The sequence below is a fragment of the Parabacteroides sp. ZJ-118 genome, from assembly GCF_011038785.1.
Classification (GTDB): Bacteria; Bacteroidota; Bacteroidia; order Bacteroidales; family Tannerellaceae; genus Parabacteroides.
Genome location: NZ_JAAKDT010000017.1, coordinates 19152 through 39343 on the forward strand (window position 1 = coordinate 19152; position 20192 = coordinate 39343).

Sequence of the window (20192 nt, forward strand, 5' to 3'; positions counted from 1 at the left end):
CGTATGTATGTAAAAGGAGAAATAAAAAAAGGACGCGACACGAGATCGCGGCATAGCGTGACGCGGGCTACGCGAAGGCTTATTGATAGATTCCAACCCCCCAAGGGGTCATCAATGCCCATGTATAATAGGAGGACTCTACACTCATCATCGATTCTGTACGCTACATATATATATTGTGGGGGCAATATTACGCATTATTTTTCACATTGCAAGCGTTTTTGTCAAAAGATTGACTGTTCTGTCGTTCAAGGTCCGCCCGGCTCTTGCTTTGGGTCACTAAATAGACGCCGGAGAAGACAAGCGCGGCCGATACGAGTTTCATTACGCTAAAACTATCCTGACCGATGCATACGGCGATAAAGGACGCTACGATCGGTTGGATATAGTTGTACATGCTGACGGTAGTCGGGCGGATTCGTTTCAAGGCCAGCGGTATTAACAAATAGGGTACGAACGTGGCCCCGAATAGCACGAAAAAGATGGCTCCCAGCTCTTGGCCGTCGAAGATCTCCTTGTGGAAAGCCGGGGTATTCCAGATGGATTCGATGGCGAAAGGCAGGGTAATCAGCGTGGAGAACAGGAACATCCATTTCATCATCGTGACGGATGAGTATTTGAGTGTCAGTGGCTTGGATACTACCAAATAAATCGAGTACATGAATCCGCTAACCGTAATCAGCAGGTTCCCTCCCGGGCTGCTCGCTTGACCGGGACCTTGCGCGGATTGTAGTATCAGGGAGATCGCTCCGCATATACCCAGGAGTACCCCGAACGTCTTCATCCGTGTGATCGGTTCCTTCAGGATCAGGGCCGCCAAGATCATGACAAAGATGGGAACGGCGGTCGCTATGATGGAAGCGTCTACGGGCGACGTGATGTTCAATCCCCAAATAAACAGCCCTTGGTTCAAGCCTACTCCGCAAAGGGCGCAAAGGCATAGAAGCCCCAAGTCCTTCAGCGGCACCTTCTCATACGGAACGAACATCGAGGTGATCCAGAACATCACGCAAGAGAAGCTCATCCGCATGCAGGTCAACGCCTCGGGTTGCACATGCTCGGGTAGTAAATATTTGGATATGGGCATATTAATGGCGAACAGGATGTTGGTCGCTAAGATAAGGAGATGTCCTTTTAGCTTTTCTTGATTCATCATACGTACGATCCTAGATTGGTATAATATTAATGTATACAGGCTTCTGTTTTGATGAGCAAAGGTCTTACTTTTTTTTGTAAATAAGAAATGATCCGTAGGCAAAGTGTTACAGAGGTGTTGATCACGGCTCTTTCAGTTGGAGCCCAATGACCCGCGCCACCTCCGGAACCTCTTTCTTGCCGCTCCTTACAACCGATAAATCCGATTATCGATAAGATACCTAAATCGACCGCTTCCTTTCTTTCTGATTCTTTTTATAGGTAAATCATGACAGCGATGTTCCTGAGATCGGCCAAACCAGAAGCCAGGAGGAGCCACAAAAGGCTCTTTTGGGTGAGAATATTCCCGTTTTCAAGCGCGAAAGGGGACGAAAACCTACACATTTAGTCGCGTTGGGCAACTTCCAATGCTACCGTTGGGCATTGTAAACCGCTATGAATAGGGTTGTAAACCGCCGTGAATAGGCATCGTAACCCCGTTAGAACCCAGTCGTAAGCCCATGAAATCGCCCAAAGAAGTCAATGGATACGCATTTGGATGAAAGATTTTCGCTAAAACGAAAAGGTGTTTTTCGGTATCTGCCTAAAGATGAATTGATTAAATATATTTTAACGTAGAATCGAAGGCGCCTTGTCCCTTGCCCCGGAATCATCGATTCTCCGGGACTTCCGTTTACAAAATGTCAAAATGTCAAGATGTCAGATCGCGTACGTAACGAAATGATGTTGATAAAGAAAAAAGAGGAATATAGGTGATTTCTCCAACTTTGGAATATCTTTGTGATTGAAACCAATATACCTGCTGGTATAGCAAGAAGCACGAACGAGAATTTAACAAACTGAATAAATATGAAACGAATTGTTGAGATATGCGCGAACTCCGCTCAAAGTTGTGTGGAGGCGGAGGCGGGAGGCGCCACCCGCGTAGAGCTTTGCGCCGGGATACCCGAGGGGGGGACTACACCCAGTTATGGAGAGATCAAGACGGCGAAGGCTTTGACTTCCCGGATCGATATAAATGTGATTATCCGTCCCAGAGGCGGTGATTTCCTGTATACGGAAGCCGAGGTGCGATCCATGGTATTGGATATAGAACTGTGCAAGGAGCTAAAAGTGCATGGCGTCGTTTTCGGCTGTCTTACGAAAGAGGGAGATATCGATGTCCCCTTGATGCGGCGGTTGATCGAGGCGGCGAAACCGCTGTCCGTAACTTGCCACCGTGCTTTCGATGTCTGCCGGGATCCGTTCACCGCGTTGGAGCAGCTGATCGAGTTAGGATGCGATCGCGTCTTGACCTCGGGCCAGCAATCGGATGCCGTGAAAGGAATCCCCTTGATCGCCGAGCTGGTGAAACGTGCGGACGGACGGATCATCATCATGCCGGGATGTGGCGTACGTGAGAATAATATCGGGAAAATAGAGGCGGAGACAGGAGCGAAAGAGTTTCATACGTCCGCCCGGAGTATCGTATATAGCAAAATGGAATATCGTAATGAGAATGTCCCGATGGGAAGCAGTATCGTCTCCTCCGAATTCGAGACGGCGCAGACGGATCGGGAGAAGGTAAAGGCCTATATTTAAGTGCCGGCATCGCCTCATTGCCTATACCGGCGTGAGGCTTTGTCGCGATAAATCGTGGGGAGATGTGCTCTTTTCTGAAAAAAAGTGCGTACCTTTGGAGCCTGTCGCGTTCTTATAGTTTAGGCCATTATGAAATATCTGACTCTACTCGTATTTTTAGGGTACTCATTGTTGTGCGAAGCCCAGCAAGATTCGATCGTCCCTTTTGAGAAAGCGTATAAGCGTACCTATACCATCCGGAAGGTATCAGGCGTGAAACCGGCGATCGATGGTAAGCTGGATGAGGACTTTTGGACGAGGCAGGGTGAGTGGTCGGATCGTTTCGTGCAGATTGTCCCTTATGAGCGGGCGATCACCCCATCTCCCACCCGGGTGAAACTTTTCTATGATGATAAATACATCTACATAGGCGTGTATTGCAAGGAGGCCGTACCGGATAAGATGAACCGTTTTATCGGGAACCGGGATGATAACAGTCTGGGCGATTTGGTCAGTGTCGCTTTCGATACCTACCACGATTATCGGGCGGCGCCGGAATTCAATATCAATCTGGGAGGAAACAAGACCGATTTGATCGTTACCGACAAGTTGGATGTCAATAAGAGCTGGAACGCTGTTTGGGAGGGGCGGACGCATATCGACCGGGCGGATTCCAGCTGGACCGCCGAGTTGCGTATCCCGTTCAGCCAGTTGCGTTATAACCGGCAATCGGAGGATGGCGTTTGGGGCTTGCATGTGCGCCGTATCATCCGTAGGAATAACGAGGTGCAGAATTGGAGCATGATCCCCTTGAAGAATAACGGACATGTCTTTTCGTTCGGCGACATGAGCGGCATGGACTCTCTCCCCAAGCCCCGCGGCACCGAGTTCTTGCCGTATGTAATGGGAAAATATAGGCAGGAACCCCGGATAGCTGGCAGCCCTTATCAAAAAGGGCATAGCTGGAGAGGGAACGTGGGCTTGGACGCTAAGTTCGCCCTCTCGGATTATACGTTGGATATGACGATCAATCCGGATTACGGACAAGTGGAGTTGGACCCCTCCGTGATGAACCTTACGGCTTACGAGACGTTTTACGATGAGAAACGCCCCTTCTTCTTGGAAGGAAAACATATCTTGGATTTCGCGAACGGTAGCGATAGGATGTTTTATACCCGTAGGATCGGCGCCTCTCCCTCTTATACGCCGCGGGGTATAGACAACGTAAGCAGTTATGCCGAGACGAAAGAAAATGTGCCGATTATCGGCGCTTTGAAACTGACGGGCACGAATAAACGGGGCTTGACGATCGGAGTGATCGAGAGTGTAACGGCACGTTCCTCCTCCAAGGTTACCCGTAACGGGGTGGAGGATGTGGAAGTCGTGGAGCCTCTGACAAACTATACCGTGGCCCGTGTGCAAAAGAACTGGGAGGGGAATACCCTGCTGGGCGGTATGGTGACTTCGGTAAACCGTGCCCTGGATCAGCCTTATCTGGAAGATCTTAGGGTGCGTAACGCTTTCACGGCGGGTATTGATTTTACCCGGTATTTCAAGAATCGCCTCTATTATATAGATGTAAAGGGGATGTTGAGCTCCTTGCATGGCAGCGCAAGGGCGATCACGGTTTTGCAGAATAGCGTGGCGCATTATTATCAAAGGGCTTCTTCCGCCGATTATCTGGGGGTGGATCCTACCCGTCGCTCCCTGACCGGAACGGGCGGCTATGTGAAAGTGGGACGGACAGGGAATGCCAAATGGAACTTCTCGGAGACCTTCACCTGGTCGTCACCCGGGTTCGACTTGAATGATATGGGATATATGAAGGAAACGGATTATCTGATGAATGAGACGGAGGTCAAGTATCGGCAGACCGATACCTGGAAAATGTTCCGGTACAACACCCTTACCTTGTCGCAAAAGAATATGTGGAATTACGGCGGTACTCCTTTTAGCAACAACGCTTCCTTGCGTTGGCAAAGTATGGCGACGAACCGGTATGAATGGGATATCAAGGAAACGTTCGGCTGGAATTGGCTGGATAGCCGCTTGTTGCGAGGGGGGCCGGATGTCCGTTTCGGCTCTTATTTCTTAACTTCCGCTAAGTTTAATACCGATAAGGCGAAGCGGATGATGTTCATGCTCCAATACGAGGGGGATCATAATTTCGAGGGGAACCGCTTCAATACGATCTCGCCAAGCCTGACCTTCCGTTTGGGAAACCATGTCTATTTGTCCGGGCAGCTGGATTACGCGTGGAATACGGATGAGATGCAATATGTGGCTACGACGAGGCCGCTTGGCTCGAGCGGCTTGACCCCTTGTTATGTCATGGGGCATATGGATCAGAAGACCTATGGCCTCACGCTGAAATTGCAGGTGAACGTGACTCCCGATATATCTATTCAATTCTATGGCGCCCCATTCACCTCCATCGCTAAATACGATGATTTTAAATTGGCGGCGGATACGGAGTCGCATACCTTTGAGAACCGCTTTCAACGCATTGATCCGGACCGTCTGAGCTATGCGGATGGAGTCTATACCATCGGGGAGGGAGCCGGGCAGATGCCTTTCAAGAACCCGGATTTTAGTTTTAACGAGTTCCGTTCCAACTTGGTAGCCCGCTGGGAATACCTCCCCGGATCCACGCTTTATTTCGTATGGGAGCACCGGATGTCTGACCGGGATAACCGGTACTCGTCCGGCTGGGGAAGTAATTGGGATCGTATGTGGGGGCTTCCCGCGACAAATACGTTTATGATCAAAATGAATTATTGGTTCAACTTGTAAATATGAGTGAGATTCATTAGTTTTGCATATTGATAAAAATACGAAAGAATTATGGAAGAGAAGAAAAAAATGACCCGTTCGAATAACGGGATGATCGGTGGTGTTTGCGCCGGTCTTGCGGAGTACTTAGGCTGGGATCCGACAATCGTACGGATCGTGTGGGTATTGATGGTTTTCTTTGCCGGATTTGGTGGACTGTTATACGTTATCTTGTGGTTGGTAATGCCCAAACGACAGATCGGGTAGAGAATGAATTTTGAGATATCGTCTTCGTTCAGTCCCACGGGCGACCAGCCCGAGGCGATTGCGGCGTTGTCGGGAGGAATCAAGCGTGGTGTCCCTTTCCAGACTCTTTTGGGCGTTACCGGTTCCGGTAAGACGTTTACGATCGCTAACGTCATAAAGGAAGTTCAGAGACCCACCTTGATACTCAGTCATAATAAGACGCTTGCCGCCCAGTTGTACGGTGAGTTTAAAGCGTTCTTCCCCCATAACGCGGTAGAATACTTTGTCTCTTATTATGATTATTACCAACCGGAGGCCTATCTGCCTTCTACCGATACCTATATAGAGAAAGACTTGGCGATCAACGAGGAGATCGATAAGTTGCGTCTGAGGGCTACGGCTTCCTTGTTGTCGGGGCGTAGGGACGTGATCGTGGTCTCATCCGTATCCTGCCTGTATGGCATGGCGGATCCAACGGCATTCGCCGAGAAAGTGACGCGGCTGGAACGGGGTATGCGTATCGACCGGGACAAGTTGTTGCGCCGGTTTGTAGACGCCCTGTACGTGAACAATAAGCTGGATTTCAAAAGTGGCTGTTTCCGCGTGAATGGTGATACGGTAGATATCTTCCCGGCGATCGAGACTTTCGACGGTATGGCGTATCGTATCGAGTTCTGGGACGATGAGATAGACCGTATCTCCTCCTTCAATCCGTTGACGGGCGAGGAGTATGATGAGCAAGATGAGCTGAATATTTATCCTACCAATTTATTCGTGACCACCCAAGAGCGTATCAATATGGCGATTGGCCAGATCGATGTGGATCTGGGTACGCAGGTGAATTTCCTCAAGGAGATCGGCAAGCCCTTCGAGGCGAAACGCCTGTATGAACGTGTCACCTTTGATCTGGAAATGATCCGGGAGCTAGGGCATTGCTCGGGTATCGAGAACTATTCCCGCTATTTTGACGGACGTGCGGCAGGGGAGCGCCCCTTCTGCCTGTTGGACTATTTCCCGAAGGACTTCATGTTAGTCGTGGACGAGAGCCATGTGACGATCCCGCAGATTCGTGCGATGTATGGCGGGGATTATGCCCGGAAGAAAAACTTGGTGGAATACGGTTTCCGTTTGCCCTCGGCGATGGATAACCGTCCGCTTACCTTCGAGGAGTTCGAGTCGTTGACACCTCTAGGCATTTATGTGAGCGCTACTCCCGCCGACTACGAGCTGATAAAGAGCGAGGGAGTGGTGGTGGAGCAGGTGATACGTCCGACAGGCCTGCTGGACCCGATTATCGATGTCCGCCCCTCATTAAACCAAATCGATGATTTGATGGAAGAGATCGCGCAACGCTCGGCGAAAAACGAGCGGGTCTTGGTGACTACCTTGACCAAGCGTATGGCGGAGGAGCTGACTGCGTATATGACCCGCATGGGGATACGATGCAACTACATACATAGCGATGTAGATACCTTGGAGCGGGTACAGATCATGGACGACTTGCGGAATGGCCTGTTTGACGTGCTGATCGGTGTCAACCTGCTGCGTGAGGGGCTGGATTTACCGGAAGTCTCATTGGTCGCTATCTTGGATGCGGATAAAGAAGGCTTTTTGCGTTCCCACCGATCCTTGACACAGACAGCCGGACGTGCCGCCCGAAACGTGAACGGAAGGGTTATCTTCTATGCCGACAAGATCACGGAGAGTATGCGACAGACAATGGATGAAACCAATCGCCGGCGGGAGAAACAGATGGCTTATAACGAGGCGCATGGCATTACTCCGAGGCAAGTCCTGAAAAACAGTGTCTCTTTGCTTGCCGAGAAGCAACAAACGGCGGAGCCTTACGCTTATATAGAGCCTGAACCCAGCTTGGTAGCGGACCCGGTCGTGCAATACATGAACCGTACGCAGCTTGAGAAGGCGATCGAGCGGACTCGCAAACAGATGACGGAAGCGGCGAAGAAACTGGATTTCATCGAGGCCGCCCAATTCCGTGACGAGCTGATGAAATTGGAGGATCTACTGAAAACGAAAAAGGATTAACGTATGAGAAGGATAGTGGTATGGTTCGGTTTGTGTATGTGTGTATGCCTGGGGTTTTTGGCGAACGCCCAAGAGCATGCGTCCCGTATATTGTATTGTACGGATGAGGATCGTGCTATTTTCGATCGGTATTGTATTCGGATGGAGTCTGAGAAATCGTTACCCTTGGGCGAGCTAATGATCCGTACCGCCCTTTTCTTCCGGGAGACTCCTTATGTCGCCTCTACCCTGGAAAAGGAGCCGGAGGGCTTGGTGATCAATCTGCGGGAATTGGATTGCACCACATTCGCGGAGACCGTGTTGGCTTTATCCCGTACCCTGCGAGGAGAGAAACCTACCTTTGAGAACTTCTGTGAGAATCTACGGCAGATCCGGTACAGAGACGGCACGATCCATGATTACACGGATCGTCTGCATTATATGGCCGACTGGTTCTATGAGAATGAGCGAAAAGGAATCGTGAAAGATATGGGGCAGGAGATCGGTGGTGTCTCCCTGTCGTTGGATTTATCGTTTATATCCACGCATCCGGATAGCTATAAGCAATTGAAAAACCATCCGGAAAGGGTTCGAAGGATGGTCGATAAGGAAAAAGAAATAAACCAACGTCCTCATTATTATGTGCCTAAACAAGAAATCGACTCCTGTTCGTCCGGAATCAAAAACGGCGATATCCTCTGTTTTGTCACTTCCATCAAGGGACTGGACGTGACGCATGTCGGGATCGCCTATTGGAAGGGGGGGCAGCTGACATTTATCCATGCCTCTTCTTCCGCTAAAAAGGTAATCGTCCACGCATCCTCCTTGCGAGATTACGCCGAGGGGATAAAGAGCTGTAAAGGGATATGGGTAGCCCGCCCGCTATCCATTCATTGAAATAACTCGAAGGCAAACTTGAATCCCATGCTTTGGTAATGCCAGCGATCGAATCCGGCGAATATCCCGATATTAAAGATATGATTCCCGATCCCGTATCCGACTTCCGTATAGCTGGGCAAGACCGGTGTCCATAGCTGGCTCAGATAAAAGCGTTCGGAGAGGATATAGCGTGAGGCCGTCCGCATGAATTTTTTCGTGGAATTGATCCGGAGAATCTTGAATAAGATAAAAGGACTCTCATACATGAAATGCGCTTGCACATACTTGTCGGAGGCATTGAACCACTCACTTTTCAGCAGATTGAAAACTCCGCCGATCTGATCCTCCCACGTATCGGGGAAATTCCTGCGGGTGAAATACCTGAAGTCTGCGAAATAGGTAGACTTCTGCTGTATATAAAGGCCGGCGCTGATATGATAGTTCAACCGTCTGCACAGGCCCAGCATAAGGCTTTGATGCACGTCTGCCTCTATACGTCCGTAATCTCCCGAGCTTTTCCCGACTCCGGGGATACCTCTCGCTATTTCGATAGATATCGTGGGATAATACGAATAGACATACTCTTTCCGGTATCCGTCCATGCGATAATATTGGCGGGGGGTATAGGAGAAACCGAGCGTGGGCGTAAAGTCGTTGGCGTAATCGATCTCCAGTTGCTTATTAGAGGGGATGCGCCGGTGGTAAGAGATACCCGTTGTTACTTGAAACCCATTGAATAGCTCGATGGAGTTTTTTATTTCCGCGTAGTAATGCTTGAAATACTCAAGTTCCAAATCCTCGAAATCGAAGGTGGAATCCTTTAGCTCCTCGTGGATCTTTTGGATGATCTCGGAAGAATAGCTCTCGTTGCTGTTTCCGACCTCTACCGATAAGATTCCCCGTTTTTGCGGCGAGTATTCCCAATCGCCTCCGATCTTGAAAAAGATCTGCTTGCGCTTGAATACGTAACCGATCTCCGGATGGAAACGAATCTGTTTGTCACGGGCGAATGTCTTACTGATGCGGATTTGTTGTTTGTAGGTGACGCCGTTACGGGCGGAATAACCCAGCTGGAATGGATTTAGAAGGCCGGAATATTTAATACGGGTCGTTTTATAATTCATATTGACCGTATTCGTCAACTGCTCCGTCAGTTTAACATACTTCTGGAGATCATCGGCCGTATCGATCTTACTGATAGTTTGCTCTCGGGCTTTCTTGTATAAGTGGGCTTCCTCCGGACGCAAGGGACTGTCGCGATGGGTATTCCAATATGCGGAATCCCTGATAATAGGAACCGTATCGGACGAGAGTTTGTAATAATTGGTCAGGTCCAAGGACTTCCATTTATGGCTTTCGTTATCCTCTTCCACCCATTCCACCTCCTGATACTTGAAGGAAGAATGGTAGGTGGTGACCACCGCATTCCCCAATATCCTGTATCGGAGGAATAGATCTGCCTTCTCGGGTAGGATGAATCGCCTGAAATCCCGTCCGTAGCTCATGACCAGGTTGAATTCGGCGAAAGAGTAACGGCCGTTCATATCAATCTTATCGATCGTCCATGACTGGTCGATGACATATAAATCCCCGCATACCAATTTCTGGCTCCATTGCTTCGGCAGAAAACGGATTTTGTAAATCGTCAAGCCGTTGATCGTCTCCAGCCCTTCCAGGTTGAACGTATAAAACTTAAAAGCGTTGCCGGCTATCGGCATGAATATGGCATCATCGTAAGCGGTAGGGGAATATACGTTCAAATTCAAGAAAGCCAAAGCCTCCTGTTGTTTCTTTCCGTTGGGTATGCTGTTTCCGTTGATCGCCTTTAGATCATGGAGGTAATTCTGTGGGGCGTTAAATTTGGATTGGCTAACCATTTCAAAAAGCAGATCCTTGTTTTTCCGGTCGATGGGGAAGATGTGGTGGGCGAGACGTATCAATATGTTTTGTTCTAAAATTTCCGTACGTCCTTTGATATAAATCTCGGCCTCATAGTTCGATACCGTGTTTTTGTATTGGGTCGCCTTTCCGATGACAAGGCGCATGATCGAGTCCGCCCGTTCTCTCGTTTCTCGATTTTCCTTGCCAAAAGAGAGAATCTTATCACCATAAGCATCCGTCTCCTTCGCGGAAATACTCATAGCGATTAAAATCAAGGTAAGTATCGAGTATAACTTTTTCAACGATTTTACATTCTTTCCGGACAAACATAATGAATAAATCTCAGTTTAGACGTGAAAGAAAGTAAAATGTTACAATATGGTAAATTAATCGCACAAAAATTTTTATTTTTCCCAAAGAAAAATCGTACATTTGTGCTTCATAAGTATGTTATATAGCAGTCGTGATTAAACAGCAAAAAGAAGAGGTCGATTTATCGGCCAGTTTATCAGAGGTGTGGAGGGTTTTGACCGAGAAGGAACGCGAGATCCTCCGTTATAGTTCGAAGGTCCAGTATTTCAAACGGAACGAGTTGATTTATTGCGAGGGCGACGAGCCAAAGGACATGATGTGCTTGTTGAAGGGTAAAGTGAAGATTTACAAGGATGGAGTAGGTGGCAGAAGCCAGATTATCCGGATGATCAAGCCTGTGCAGTATTTTGGTTACCGGGCCAGTTTCGCGCAAGAAAATTATTTGACGAACGCTTCCGCTTTCGAGTCTTCCACGGTTTGCATGGTTCCTATGACAGTGGTTGTTGATCTTTTGATGAGCAATCCGAATTTGGCGATGTTTTTTATCCGTCAATTGTCCTTTGATTTAGGAGTGGCGGATGAACGTACGGTAAACCTTACGCAGAAACATATTCGCGGACGTTTGGCTGAGTCTTTGTTGTTTCTGAAAGATAGTTATGGCTTGGAAGAGGACGGTGCCACTTTGAGTATTTATTTGTCTCGGGAGGATTTGGCGAATCTGTCGAATATGACTACCTCGAACGCTATCCGCACGTTGTCCACCTTTATCAACGAGCGTCTCATTGCTGTCGATGGCCGGAAAATCAGTTTGCTTGACGAGGGGCGTCTGCGGAAGATCAGTCGGTTGGGATAACGGTCTCTCGTAGAATATATACTGCTTGGCCGATGCATATATACTAGCCGGGGCTAGTTGGTATATATGCGTCGGCCAAGTCTTTCTGTATAGATCCTTTGGCGAGCGAGCTTTACAGGGCTTGTCGTAAGCGTATCAAACGTGTCAGAAGATCCTCCAATAAATCCAGTCTGAGCATATTGGCCCCGTCGGATTTGGCTTGGCTTGGCTCCGGGTGAGTCTCTATAAACAGTCCGTCCGTGCCCACGGCTATAGCGGCTTTCGCTATCGTCTCGATAAGGGCAGGCAATCCGCCGGTCACTCCGGAGGTTTGGTTCGGTTGTTGCAAGGAATGGGTTACATCCATGATAACCGGGAAACCGAATGCCTGCATTTGCGGGATGCCCCGGAAATCGACAACAAGGTCGGTATAGCCAAATGTCGTTCCCCGCTCGGTGATCATGACCTGATCATTCCCTGCGTCCACTACCTTTTGTACGGCGAATCGCATGGCACCCGGCGAAAGGAACTGCCCTTTCTTTATATTGACGATCTTCCCGGTCTCGGCCGCCGCCACCAATAAATCCGTTTGACGGCATAGGAAAGCCGGGATTTGAAGGACATCGACATACGCGGCGGCCATGGCAGCCTCCGTTGCCTCATGGATGTCGGTAACGGTGGGGATATCAAACGTCTCGCTCACCTTCCGTAAGATCTTTAACGCTTTCTCATCCCCGATGCCCGTGAAAGAATCCAGCCGGGAGCGATTCGCTTTCCGATAGGAGCCTTTGAATACATAGGGTATACGCAGCCTTTCCGTGATACCCGCTATTTTCTCGGCGATACGTAACGCCATATCCTCCCCCTCGATTACGCAGGGACCTGCCATCAAGAAGAAGTGCTCGCTTTTATTTAGATCGTTTATTGTTATCATAGCTGATTATTTAGAATTCGCATGGTTGTCGCTATTTTTTCTTCGGTCGGGAGCGTGGCGTCTATCCAATGAATTTCGCAACCCCGGCGTTCCATACCCCGGAACCAAGTCATTTGCCTCTTGGCGAATTGATGGATCGCTATCTCCAGTCGCGAGACCATCTCCTCAAAAGAAAGCTCCCCGATAATATAGCGCGTAAGAAACTTATATTCCAATCCATAATAGATCAAGTCCTCCGGTTTGACTCCCGTGGCCAAGATCGCACGGACCTCGTCCACCATTCCTTCATCCAACCGGGTCCGCAGGCGTCGGGATATTCTCTTCCTTCGTAATTCCCGGTCGATACGGATACCGATGATCAGGCTGTTGATCGGATTATATTCATTTATGCCCGGTGCCTGTGTCTTATAATACGCCTCGATCTCGATCGCACGGATCGCCCGCTGGGCGGTGTCCACGTCCGTTTTATTATGCGATACCTTATAAGAGGCGAGGATGGTTTCCAGCTCCCTCAAGGTTTTGTTTCTAAGGGTTTCCCTTAGCTCTGGGTTTTGAGGCACGTCCAACAGCTTATAGCCTTTCAGCACGGCCTCTATGTACATCCCCGTCCCTCCGCATAAGATCGGGAGTTTACCCCTCCGCCTCATCTCCTCATAGACCCGGAAAAAGTCATGTTGGTACTCGAATACGTTATATTTATAGCCGGGTTCGCGGATATCGATCAAGTGGTAAGGAATTTGTTTCCCATCCACGTTGTAATCGGCCAAGTCCTTACCCGTCCCGATATCCATCGAACGATAGATCTGCCGGGAATCCGCGCTGATGATCTCCGTATCCAAACGGGCGGCGAGAGCGGCGGCGAAGGTCGTCTTTCCGGAAGCCGTAGGCCCTAGAATCGTGATAAGCTCATATGATTTCATGCTACAAACGTACGAAAAAAAAGGCCATCCTCAAAGAGGACAGCCTTTTCTATGTCGTGTGGTAATAACTTACTTACCAGCGATAACGCGAGCCATCTCACAAACTTTGTTTGAATAACCCCACTCGTTGTCGTACCAAGATACGACCTTAGCGAAGTTAGCATCCAAAGAGATACCGGCTTTAGCGTCGAAGATCGAAGTGTTGGAGCAGCCGCGGAAGTCGGTTGAGACAACAGAGTCTTCCGTATAACCAAGAACACCTTTCAACTCGCCTTCAGAAGCTTCCTTCATAGCGGCGCAGATGTCAGCCATAGAAGCCTCTTTCTCAAGAACGACTGTCAAGTCAACAACCGAAACGTCGGAAGTCGGTACACGGAAAGCCATACCTGTCAATTTACCGTTCAATACAGGCAATACCTTACCTACAGCCTTAGCGGCGCCCGTTGAAGAAGGGATGATGTTCTCAAGGATACCACGACCACCTCTCCAGTCTTTCTTAGAAGGACCGTCTACCGTTTTCTGAGTAGCAGTAGCAGCGTGAACCGTAGTCATCAAACCTTTAACGATACCGAACTTGTCGTTCAAAACCTTAGCGATAGGAGCCAAGCAGTTTGTAGTACAAGAAGCGTTAGAGATAATGTCTTGACCCGCGTAAGTCGTATGGTTAACACCGTAAACGAACATAGGGGTAGCGTCCTTGGAAGGAGCAGACATGATAACTTTCTTAGCGCCAGCCTGGATGTGCTTGCGAGCTGTCTCGTCTGTCAAGAAGAAACCCGTAGACTCAACAACAACGTCAGCGTCAACCTCGTTCCATTTCAAGTTAGCGGGATCCATCTCAGCTGTCAAACGGATCTTGCTGCCATTTACAACCAAAGCGCCGTCTTCTACAGCGACCTCGCCGTCGAAACGACCGTGTACTGAGTCATATTTCAACATGTATGCCAAGTAATCAGCATCCAAAAGGTCGTTGATACCTACAACTTGAATGTCGTTGCCAAAGTTAGCAACTGCAGCACGGAACACCATACGTCCGATACGGCCGAAACCGTTAATACCTAGTTTGATCATTGTAATAAAACTTTTTATGGGTTTATTAATAATAAGTCCTTATTTCCATTTCCTATTCCGGCGCAAGGGGTAGATATACACCTCTCCCCTCTCCCGACGACCGCGAATGTAGTCAAGTTTTTTGTATTGAGCCTTATAATATAGGCAGAAAAACCTGCCCCCTAACATAAATTAATTGTTAGAGGCTATTTCTTTTTCTTGAATAAGAGATTAGAGAACCATTTTCTCGCTTTCTTGATTCCCCAGGTCATGATAAATGGTTGAGCGAGATCCCAAGCGAAGGGTATCAAGCCTTTCGCTATGGACAAATAGTCCGATATCCCTAAAGCGATGGGAGGTTGTCCGGCCGCTACGGGAGCTGTGTTTTTGTCAGCTGTTTTTGTCGTTGACTTATTGCCGGGGAAAAGTAGAGACGGTAATCCGGATAACAACAAACTTCCGGCGTTCTCCTGTATATAAGAGAACTCCTCGTTTAATTTCTGTTCCTGTCGCTTACATTGTCTTTGTATGCGTTCTTTGTCAGAAATCAGTTTCTCCAGTGGGGTTTGCCGGTTGTTCATCGTTTGTCGCGTCATTATTATCGTCATTCGCCGTCATGGCGGCTATTACCTCGTTTAATACTTTTGTGCAGATCCTGTCCCTATTCATCATTACTGCACCGATAAGTAGCAGGTACAAGACCGCTACGATACCGAACCCGAACCCGGATGAGCCGAGCCAATCCCCTAGGAAGAAGCCTAAGGCTAAGAATATGAACAAGATGGCGAAGAACGCCAAGAACAATACTACCAAGCCATATGAGAGAACGCCTATGACCTTACCCGTTCTCTCATACGTGCTCAACTTTAAGAGCTCAAGTTTTAACTCCACATAAGCCGATACATCCTCTTTCAGCTCACGGAAGACCGTTCCTGAATCCTTCTCCATACAAAGCTTATTCAGTTACGGTTCCTTCGGTTGCCTGCACCGCTTCTTGCTTCCCTTCTTTGTATTTGGCAAGAGCGGAGTTAAAACCCTCTTTTACTTTCCCGACAACACTGTTCAACTCTTCCAGTAATTGCTCTCTCTTATCTGTCGCTGCCAAATAACCTACAGCGGCACCAACAGCCGCGCCTACCACAAGGCCAAGTAATAATTTTGAATCTACGCTTTTCATAACTTTTTCTTTTTAGAAGTTTCCACTAAGATAACGTATTTATTTGGATTAAGGTTTATCCCAGTCTCCGCTTTTGTCGTTAAAAAAAGTTATCCTTTCAAGACCTTCACGGCAACCCAGTTATTTCTTTCGTTATAAGAATCCAGTTTCAGCCCGTTCTTCCGACATTCTGCTTCTATCGCCGGGATATCTTCTACGTAAAAGCCACTCATAAACAGGAGGCCTCCCGGTCTCATACCGGTTGTGTATTGACAAATGTCATTCAGGAGGATGTTCCGGTTGATATTGGCGAAGACAATGTCGAATCGCCCGAATTCCTTGATTTTCTCGGCGCCGCCCAAGGCGACTTGTATATCTTCGGTATGATTCAGGCGGATATTCTCCAGGGCGTTGTTGTAAGCCCACTCGTCGATGTCGATGGCCGTTACCCGTCTCGCCCCTTTCAGCCGGGCCAAGATAGCCAGCACGGCTGTGCCGCATCCCATATCCAGCAGCTCCTTGCCTTCCAGGTCTAGTTTCAGCATCTCGTTTATCATCAAACAGGTCGTTTCGTGATTGCCGGTACCGAAAGCCATTTTCGGGTCTATCAGTAGATTGTAGGTATAGCCGGGCTCCGCCTCGTGGAAGGAGGCACGGATGATACATTCGTTTCCGATCCGGATCGGTTTGAAATAATTTTTCTCCCATTCCTCATTCCAATCCTTGCTTTCCACCCATTCGGAGGTATAATCGATCTGGGTATTCTCCAGCGGAAAACAGGTCAGTTTATCATCCAATGTCTTTTTATCGTAGAAAGCCTCGGGTATATATCCCAACAACCCCCTCTCGCTTTCCGTAAAGCTCTCAAACCCGATTTCCCCCAACTCGGCGGCTAGCACGTCATTGACAATCTCTTTCTCGATAGGAGAGGTGTATGTGAAACGAAGTTCGTAATAGTTCATGTCAGTTGATTTTAGCCGGTACTTACTTTCCGAACCGTGCGTACACCCGCGAATATAGTTACATTTTGTGGGAAACGAAACAATACGTCTTCAAAATAATTCAGCAAGAGTTGCTTTCGCAGGCGTGTCGAGAGGGAGAGCCGGGCGACATCTGTCTGGAATCGGGTAGCCAAGTCACTGGAATCCGTCGTGCGTTCCATTGACTTAGCGCCGTATCTCAATGGTTTTCCGGTCGGGTTTCAATGAGAAACGAACGGGGAGAGTAGGGCGCAAAGGGCGCATCTTTACGAGCCTTTATAAAAACTTTTCGGACTATCTTCTTGCCCTTTAATGATTTCAGTCTCCCTTAAGCGGCAGTTCTCCTTTGCTTGGCAAGCGTGCGAAAAATGGGCTGTATGTGATCCCTGTGATCTCAAAAAGGCGTTTTTCGCTTGATTTCGTGAGCAAAAAACCGTGCTTTTTCAACGTCTCGCTCGACGTAAGTAGACGGAAACGCGTCGGCGCGATACGTAAAAACGCACTTGTTTTCGCCTTAATTTCGATCTGCGTGAGATACCGTGGCGTGTCGATACGCATCGGTGCGGGCTGTTAAAAGCCTCTGTTATGCGTGGCATTGCCTTTTTTTTGTTAGCTTTGTGGGAGTATAATCTAATTAATATCGTGAAAAGAATGAGTATAGAGAAGAAAAAGGCTTACATCGGAGTGGATTTAGGGGGGACGAATATGCGTGCCGGCCGTATCGTAGGGGATCGATTAGTGGCTCAGGGGAGCGCGCCGACTCCCAAGGACGCCGCGGATCGCGAGGAGACATTGGAGGCTTTGATAGCGGTGATCCGTTCCGTGTGGGACGAGTGTGTGGTAGCTATCGGTATCGGTGTGCCGAGCGTGGTGGATCGCGAGAAGGGAATCGTATACAATGTGGTGAATATCCCGCTTTGGGAGGAGGTCCATTTGAAGGAGATCTTGGAGGCTCGCTTCTCCGTGCCGGTTTATGTGGATAACGACGCGAATTGCTTCGCCCTGGGTGAGCGGATCTTTGGCGAAGGGAAAACGGTTGATAACTTCGTGGGCCTCACCTTAGGTACGGGCTTGGGAGGTGGAATTATCCAGAAAGGCAAGCTGCTGGCCGACGCTAATTGTGGCTCGGGAGAGTTTGGCATGATTCCCTACCAAGGAAAGATCTTGGAATATTTCTGTAGCGGCTCCTATTTCATGAACGTGTGGGGAGTGGATGGGAAGGAGATGTACTCTCGTGCGACGCGGAGGGACGAGCAGGCACTGGAGGCTTACCGGCAGTTGGGCGTACATGTGGCCGCCGCTATCAAGATCGTGGTATTGACGGTTGATCCGGAGATGATCGTCTTCGGAGGCTCGGTGACCGCCGCCCATGCGTTGTTTGAGGAGAGTATGTATGAGGACTTGAAGAATTTCGCTTATCCGAACTCTATCAAGAACTTGAAGATACGTTTCTCTAAGCTGGAGAATCCGGGGCTGTTCGGCGCGGCTTCTCTTTGTTATGACAAATAAAACCACCTGGCACGCTGACAATGGGCATTCTAAGAAGCTAACGGCGGGCGTCGTGCTATTTTGCCGGATCCTTGCGCGATAGATAACCGTCGCTTAATGTGAATCGGGGATCTTGATCCGCCAGAAAGCGAATGGCCGTGAGGCTCCTCTCTCGTGGGAAAGACAATTTCGTAATAAGTGCTTTCACGGGGATAGGGGATTCTCCGGCCAATATCTTCATGAGACTTTCCCGGATAGCGTCGAATTCCCAATTCGTAAGCTGTGATTCGTGCTTCGATAGGCATACGTCGCAATGGCCACAAGGTGCGGAGTCTTCCTCGCCGAAATAGGATAGGAGCATGCGGCTACGGCAGGCCCGTTCCTCGTTGATATATTCCAGCACTTTCTCGATCCGTTTCCCGAAACGCTCCTTGCGTTCCTCATACGCCGCGCGGGGTATGGATAGGTATCGCTGTTCCTCCCGGGTACGGGTATAGATAATCAACGGGGTTTTCTTATGCGGGATGTAGTTTACGATCCGGTATCTGGATAAGCCTACCAAGGTCTCATACACCTCGTGAGGTGTCACGTGCGCGCGGGTAGCGATTACGCTCTCATCGATATAAGCATAATCGGCGAATAGCCCGGTGTAAGAGCGTAAGATCGTCTGAATCACCTCATCCGTTCGCTTGTTCTCATTCAAGTACCTGTATAGCTCGTCGCGAGTAGCCGTGAACATCAGGCGGGAAGCGTTGTCCACCTCTTCCGTATACTCGATATAGCCCGATAACTCAAGGATCTTCAAGGCATGATGCGCTTGCGATAAAGAGAACTTATAAGCGGAACAGAAATCCGTCAACGAGAAATCGTGTACCGTATCCAGCCCGTACCCTACGGCGATCTGGTAATAATTGCCCAATGCCTCATAGACCCGGTGGATAAACGCTTTGTCCGGGAACTCATCCGCCAGCCGTTTCTTTAGCTTGGCGCTATCCGCGGAGGAACAAAGGGCCACGGCGAAGGCTTTTTCCCCATCGCGTCCCCCGCGTCCGGCCTCTTGATAATATTCCTCCAACGATCCCGGCATATCCATATGCACGACCAATCGCACGTCTGGCTTATCGATACCCATGCCAAAAGCGTTGGTCGATACGATTACCCGGCACTCGTTGTTTTTCCAGCGAGTCTGACGCAACTCCTTCTCGTCGCGGTTTAACCCGGCATGGAAGAAATCGGCGGAGATACCCGCCTGTCGCAGCGTGACGGCGATTTCCTTGGTGCGTTTCCGGCTGCGGACATATACGATGGCCGTGCCCGGAACTTTTCCCAATATATAAACGAGTGTATTTAACTTATCCTCCGTCTTCCGGACAACATAAGCCAGATTCTCGCGAGCGAAGCTCTTTTGGAATACGTTCTTCTCCTTAAACCGCAGGCGCTTTTGTATATCATTCACTACTTCCGGGGTAGCCGAGGCGGTCAAGGCCAATACCGGGACGCCTGGCAACAGGTCCCTGACCTCCGCGATATTGAGATAAGAAGGACGGAAATCGTATCCCCATTGAGAGATACAGTGACTCTCGTCGATCACTAGCAGACAAACCCGCATGGCCTCCATCTTGACCCGGAAAATATCCGTACCAAGCCGTTCCGGGGAGACATACAAGAACTTATATTCCCCAAAGATGCAATTCTCCAGTCGCTCGATAATCTCCTGCCGGCTCATGCCCGAATAAACGGCCGTAGCCTTGATACCGACCCGGCGTAAGTTCTCCACTTGGTCTTTCATCAAGGCGATCAAGGGCGTTACGACGATACAGATCCCCTCCATCGCCAAGGCCGGCACCTGGAAGGTGATGGACTTTCCACCACCCGTAGGCATCAGCCCGAGCGTATCTCTCCCGGCGCAGACGGAATGGATAATATCCTCCTGCAAGGGGCGAAAAGCAGGGTATCCCCAGTACTTCTCTAATATCTTATGGTAGACGTCCACCTGCCCTCC

General features: G+C 49.1%; 19 protein-coding genes. 7 read left to right on the forward strand and 12 right to left on the reverse strand.

All coding sequences use genetic code 11. The features are described 5' to 3' along the window. Positions 1–190: 190 nt before the first annotated feature. A complete protein-coding gene (locus G7Y39_RS06310; RefSeq protein WP_165156161.1) occupies positions 191–1156 on the reverse strand; it encodes a DMT family transporter in 966 nt (321 codons plus the stop codon). Positions 1157–2004: 848 nt separating this feature from the next. Here G7Y39_RS06310 and G7Y39_RS06315 point away from each other — a divergent pair. From G7Y39_RS06315 to G7Y39_RS06335, 5 genes are all read left to right on the forward strand, one after another. Further along, positions 2005–2736, forward strand: a complete 732-nt coding sequence (locus G7Y39_RS06315) for a copper homeostasis protein CutC (protein ID WP_165156163.1) — start codon at positions 2005–2007, stop codon at positions 2734–2736. A 129-nt stretch (positions 2737–2865) separates the two neighbouring features. Then, positions 2866–5508, forward strand: a complete 2643-nt coding sequence (locus G7Y39_RS06320) for a DUF5916 domain-containing protein (RefSeq protein WP_165156165.1) — start codon at positions 2866–2868, stop codon at positions 5506–5508. Positions 5509–5559: 51 nt separating this feature from the next. Further along, the gene (locus tag G7Y39_RS06325) at positions 5560–5754 is read left to right on the forward strand and encodes a PspC domain-containing protein (RefSeq protein ID WP_165156167.1); all 195 of its coding nucleotides are present in this window, start codon (positions 5560–5562) and stop codon (positions 5752–5754) included. Between the two features lie 3 nt (positions 5755–5757). Continuing rightward, positions 5758–7779 carry an excinuclease ABC subunit UvrB gene (gene uvrB / locus G7Y39_RS06330; RefSeq protein ID WP_165156169.1) on the forward strand — a complete coding sequence of 674 codons (2022 nt, stop codon included), beginning with the start codon at positions 5758–5760 and terminating at the stop codon, positions 7777–7779. A gap of 3 nt (positions 7780–7782) precedes the next feature. Continuing rightward, complete coding sequence (locus tag G7Y39_RS06335; RefSeq protein WP_165156171.1) at positions 7783–8655, forward strand: N-acetylmuramoyl-L-alanine amidase-like domain-containing protein; 873 nt, start codon at positions 7783–7785, stop codon at positions 8653–8655. Here the strand turns inward: G7Y39_RS06335 and G7Y39_RS06340 are convergent. Continuing rightward, positions 8649–10820: a DUF5686 family protein gene (locus G7Y39_RS06340; protein WP_165156173.1), complete on the reverse strand. Its 2172-nt coding sequence runs from the start codon at positions 10818–10820 to the stop codon at positions 8649–8651. The genes G7Y39_RS06335 and G7Y39_RS06340 overlap by 7 nt on opposite strands. A 161-nt stretch (positions 10821–10981) precedes the next feature. Between G7Y39_RS06340 and G7Y39_RS06345 the strand changes: the two genes are divergently transcribed. Continuing rightward, complete coding sequence (locus G7Y39_RS06345) at positions 10982–11683, forward strand: Crp/Fnr family transcriptional regulator (protein WP_165156175.1); 702 nt, start codon at positions 10982–10984, stop codon at positions 11681–11683. A gap of 112 nt (positions 11684–11795) precedes the next feature. On the opposite strand, the gene kdsA is transcribed toward G7Y39_RS06345, so the two are convergent. The 9 genes from kdsA to G7Y39_RS06390 all read right to left on the reverse strand — a co-directional run bounded on the left by kdsA (position 11796) and on the right by G7Y39_RS06390 (position 17260). Then, entirely contained in the window at positions 11796–12596 is an 801-nt protein-coding gene (gene kdsA, locus G7Y39_RS06350; RefSeq protein WP_165156177.1) for a 3-deoxy-8-phosphooctulonate synthase, read from the reverse strand. Continuing rightward, complete coding sequence (miaA, locus tag G7Y39_RS06355) at positions 12593–13516, reverse strand: tRNA (adenosine(37)-N6)-dimethylallyltransferase MiaA (protein ID WP_165156179.1); 924 nt, start codon at positions 13514–13516, stop codon at positions 12593–12595. Before miaA ends, kdsA begins: the two co-directional genes overlap by 4 nt. Before the next feature lie 69 nt (positions 13517–13585). Next, positions 13586–14587: a type I glyceraldehyde-3-phosphate dehydrogenase gene (gene gap, locus G7Y39_RS06360; protein WP_165156181.1), complete on the reverse strand. Its 1002-nt coding sequence runs from the start codon at positions 14585–14587 to the stop codon at positions 13586–13588. 185 nt (positions 14588–14772) lie between these two features. Beyond that, complete coding sequence (locus tag G7Y39_RS06365; protein WP_165156183.1) at positions 14773–15147, reverse strand: hypothetical protein; 375 nt, start codon at positions 15145–15147, stop codon at positions 14773–14775. After that, on the reverse strand, positions 15107–15514 hold the full coding sequence (locus tag G7Y39_RS06370; protein WP_165156185.1) for a phage holin family protein: 408 nt from the start codon (positions 15512–15514) through the stop codon (positions 15107–15109). The genes G7Y39_RS06365 and G7Y39_RS06370 overlap by 41 nt, the downstream gene beginning before the upstream one ends. Before the next feature lie 7 nt (positions 15515–15521). Next, positions 15522–15743: a YtxH domain-containing protein gene (locus G7Y39_RS06375; RefSeq protein ID WP_165156187.1), complete on the reverse strand. Its 222-nt coding sequence runs from the start codon at positions 15741–15743 to the stop codon at positions 15522–15524. Between the two features lie 89 nt (positions 15744–15832). Beyond that, positions 15833–16684: a 50S ribosomal protein L11 methyltransferase gene (gene prmA, locus G7Y39_RS06380; protein ID WP_165156189.1), complete on the reverse strand. Its 852-nt coding sequence runs from the start codon at positions 16682–16684 to the stop codon at positions 15833–15835. An 11-nt stretch (positions 16685–16695) separates the two neighbouring features. Further along, on the reverse strand, positions 16696–16884 hold the full coding sequence (locus G7Y39_RS06385) for a hypothetical protein (protein ID WP_165156191.1): 189 nt from the start codon (positions 16882–16884) through the stop codon (positions 16696–16698). A gap of 136 nt (positions 16885–17020) precedes the next feature. Further along, on the reverse strand, positions 17021–17260 hold the full coding sequence (locus G7Y39_RS06390) for a hypothetical protein (protein ID WP_165156193.1): 240 nt from the start codon (positions 17258–17260) through the stop codon (positions 17021–17023). A gap of 93 nt (positions 17261–17353) precedes the next feature. On the opposite strand from G7Y39_RS06390, the gene G7Y39_RS06395 reads away from it, so the two are divergent. Further along, complete coding sequence (locus G7Y39_RS06395; RefSeq protein ID WP_165156195.1) at positions 17354–18211, forward strand: ROK family protein; 858 nt, start codon at positions 17354–17356, stop codon at positions 18209–18211. Between the two features lie 55 nt (positions 18212–18266). On the opposite strand, the gene G7Y39_RS06400 is transcribed toward G7Y39_RS06395, so the two are convergent. Continuing rightward, positions 18267–20183 carry an ATP-dependent DNA helicase RecQ gene (locus tag G7Y39_RS06400; RefSeq protein WP_165156197.1) on the reverse strand — a complete coding sequence of 639 codons (1917 nt, stop codon included), beginning with the start codon at positions 20181–20183 and terminating at the stop codon, positions 18267–18269. Between the last annotated feature and the right edge of the window lie 9 nt (positions 20184–20192).

Bases quoted from the DNA above. Each gene is read 5' to 3' on its own strand.
- G7Y39_RS06335 (WP_165156171.1), top strand. From the start codon at position 7,783: ATGAGAAGGATAGTGGTATGGTTCGGTTTGTGTATGTGTGTATGCCTG.
- G7Y39_RS06395 (WP_165156195.1), top strand. From the start codon at position 17,354: ATGAGTATAGAGAAGAAAAAGGCTTACATCGGAGTGGATTTAGGGGGG.
- prmA (WP_165156189.1), bottom strand. From the start codon at position 16,684: ATGAACTATTACGAACTTCGTTTCACATACACCTCTCCTATCGAGAAA.
- gap (WP_165156181.1), bottom strand. From the start codon at position 14,587: ATGATCAAACTAGGTATTAACGGTTTCGGCCGTATCGGACGTATGGTG.
- G7Y39_RS06310 (WP_165156161.1), bottom strand. From the start codon at position 1,156: ATGATGAATCAAGAAAAGCTAAAAGGACATCTCCTTATCTTAGCGACC.
- G7Y39_RS06325 (WP_165156167.1), top strand. From the start codon at position 5,560: ATGGAAGAGAAGAAAAAAATGACCCGTTCGAATAACGGGATGATCGGT.
- G7Y39_RS06370 (WP_165156185.1), bottom strand. From the start codon at position 15,514: ATGGAGAAGGATTCAGGAACGGTCTTCCGTGAGCTGAAAGAGGATGTA.
- G7Y39_RS06390 (WP_165156193.1), bottom strand. From the start codon at position 17,260: ATGCGTATCGACACGCCACGGTATCTCACGCAGATCGAAATTAAGGCG.
- kdsA (WP_165156177.1), bottom strand. From the start codon at position 12,596: ATGATAACAATAAACGATCTAAATAAAAGCGAGCACTTCTTCTTGATG.
- uvrB (WP_165156169.1), top strand. From the start codon at position 5,758: ATGAATTTTGAGATATCGTCTTCGTTCAGTCCCACGGGCGACCAGCCC.
- G7Y39_RS06320 (WP_165156165.1), top strand. From the start codon at position 2,866: ATGAAATATCTGACTCTACTCGTATTTTTAGGGTACTCATTGTTGTGC.
- miaA (WP_165156179.1), bottom strand. From the start codon at position 13,516: ATGAAATCATATGAGCTTATCACGATTCTAGGGCCTACGGCTTCCGGA.
- G7Y39_RS06375 (WP_165156187.1), bottom strand. From the start codon at position 15,743: ATGAAAAGCGTAGATTCAAAATTATTACTTGGCCTTGTGGTAGGCGCG.
- G7Y39_RS06385 (WP_165156191.1), bottom strand. From the start codon at position 16,884: ATGGAACGCACGACGGATTCCAGTGACTTGGCTACCCGATTCCAGACA.
- G7Y39_RS06365 (WP_165156183.1), bottom strand. From the start codon at position 15,147: ATGAACAACCGGCAAACCCCACTGGAGAAACTGATTTCTGACAAAGAA.
- G7Y39_RS06315 (WP_165156163.1), top strand. From the start codon at position 2,005: ATGAAACGAATTGTTGAGATATGCGCGAACTCCGCTCAAAGTTGTGTG.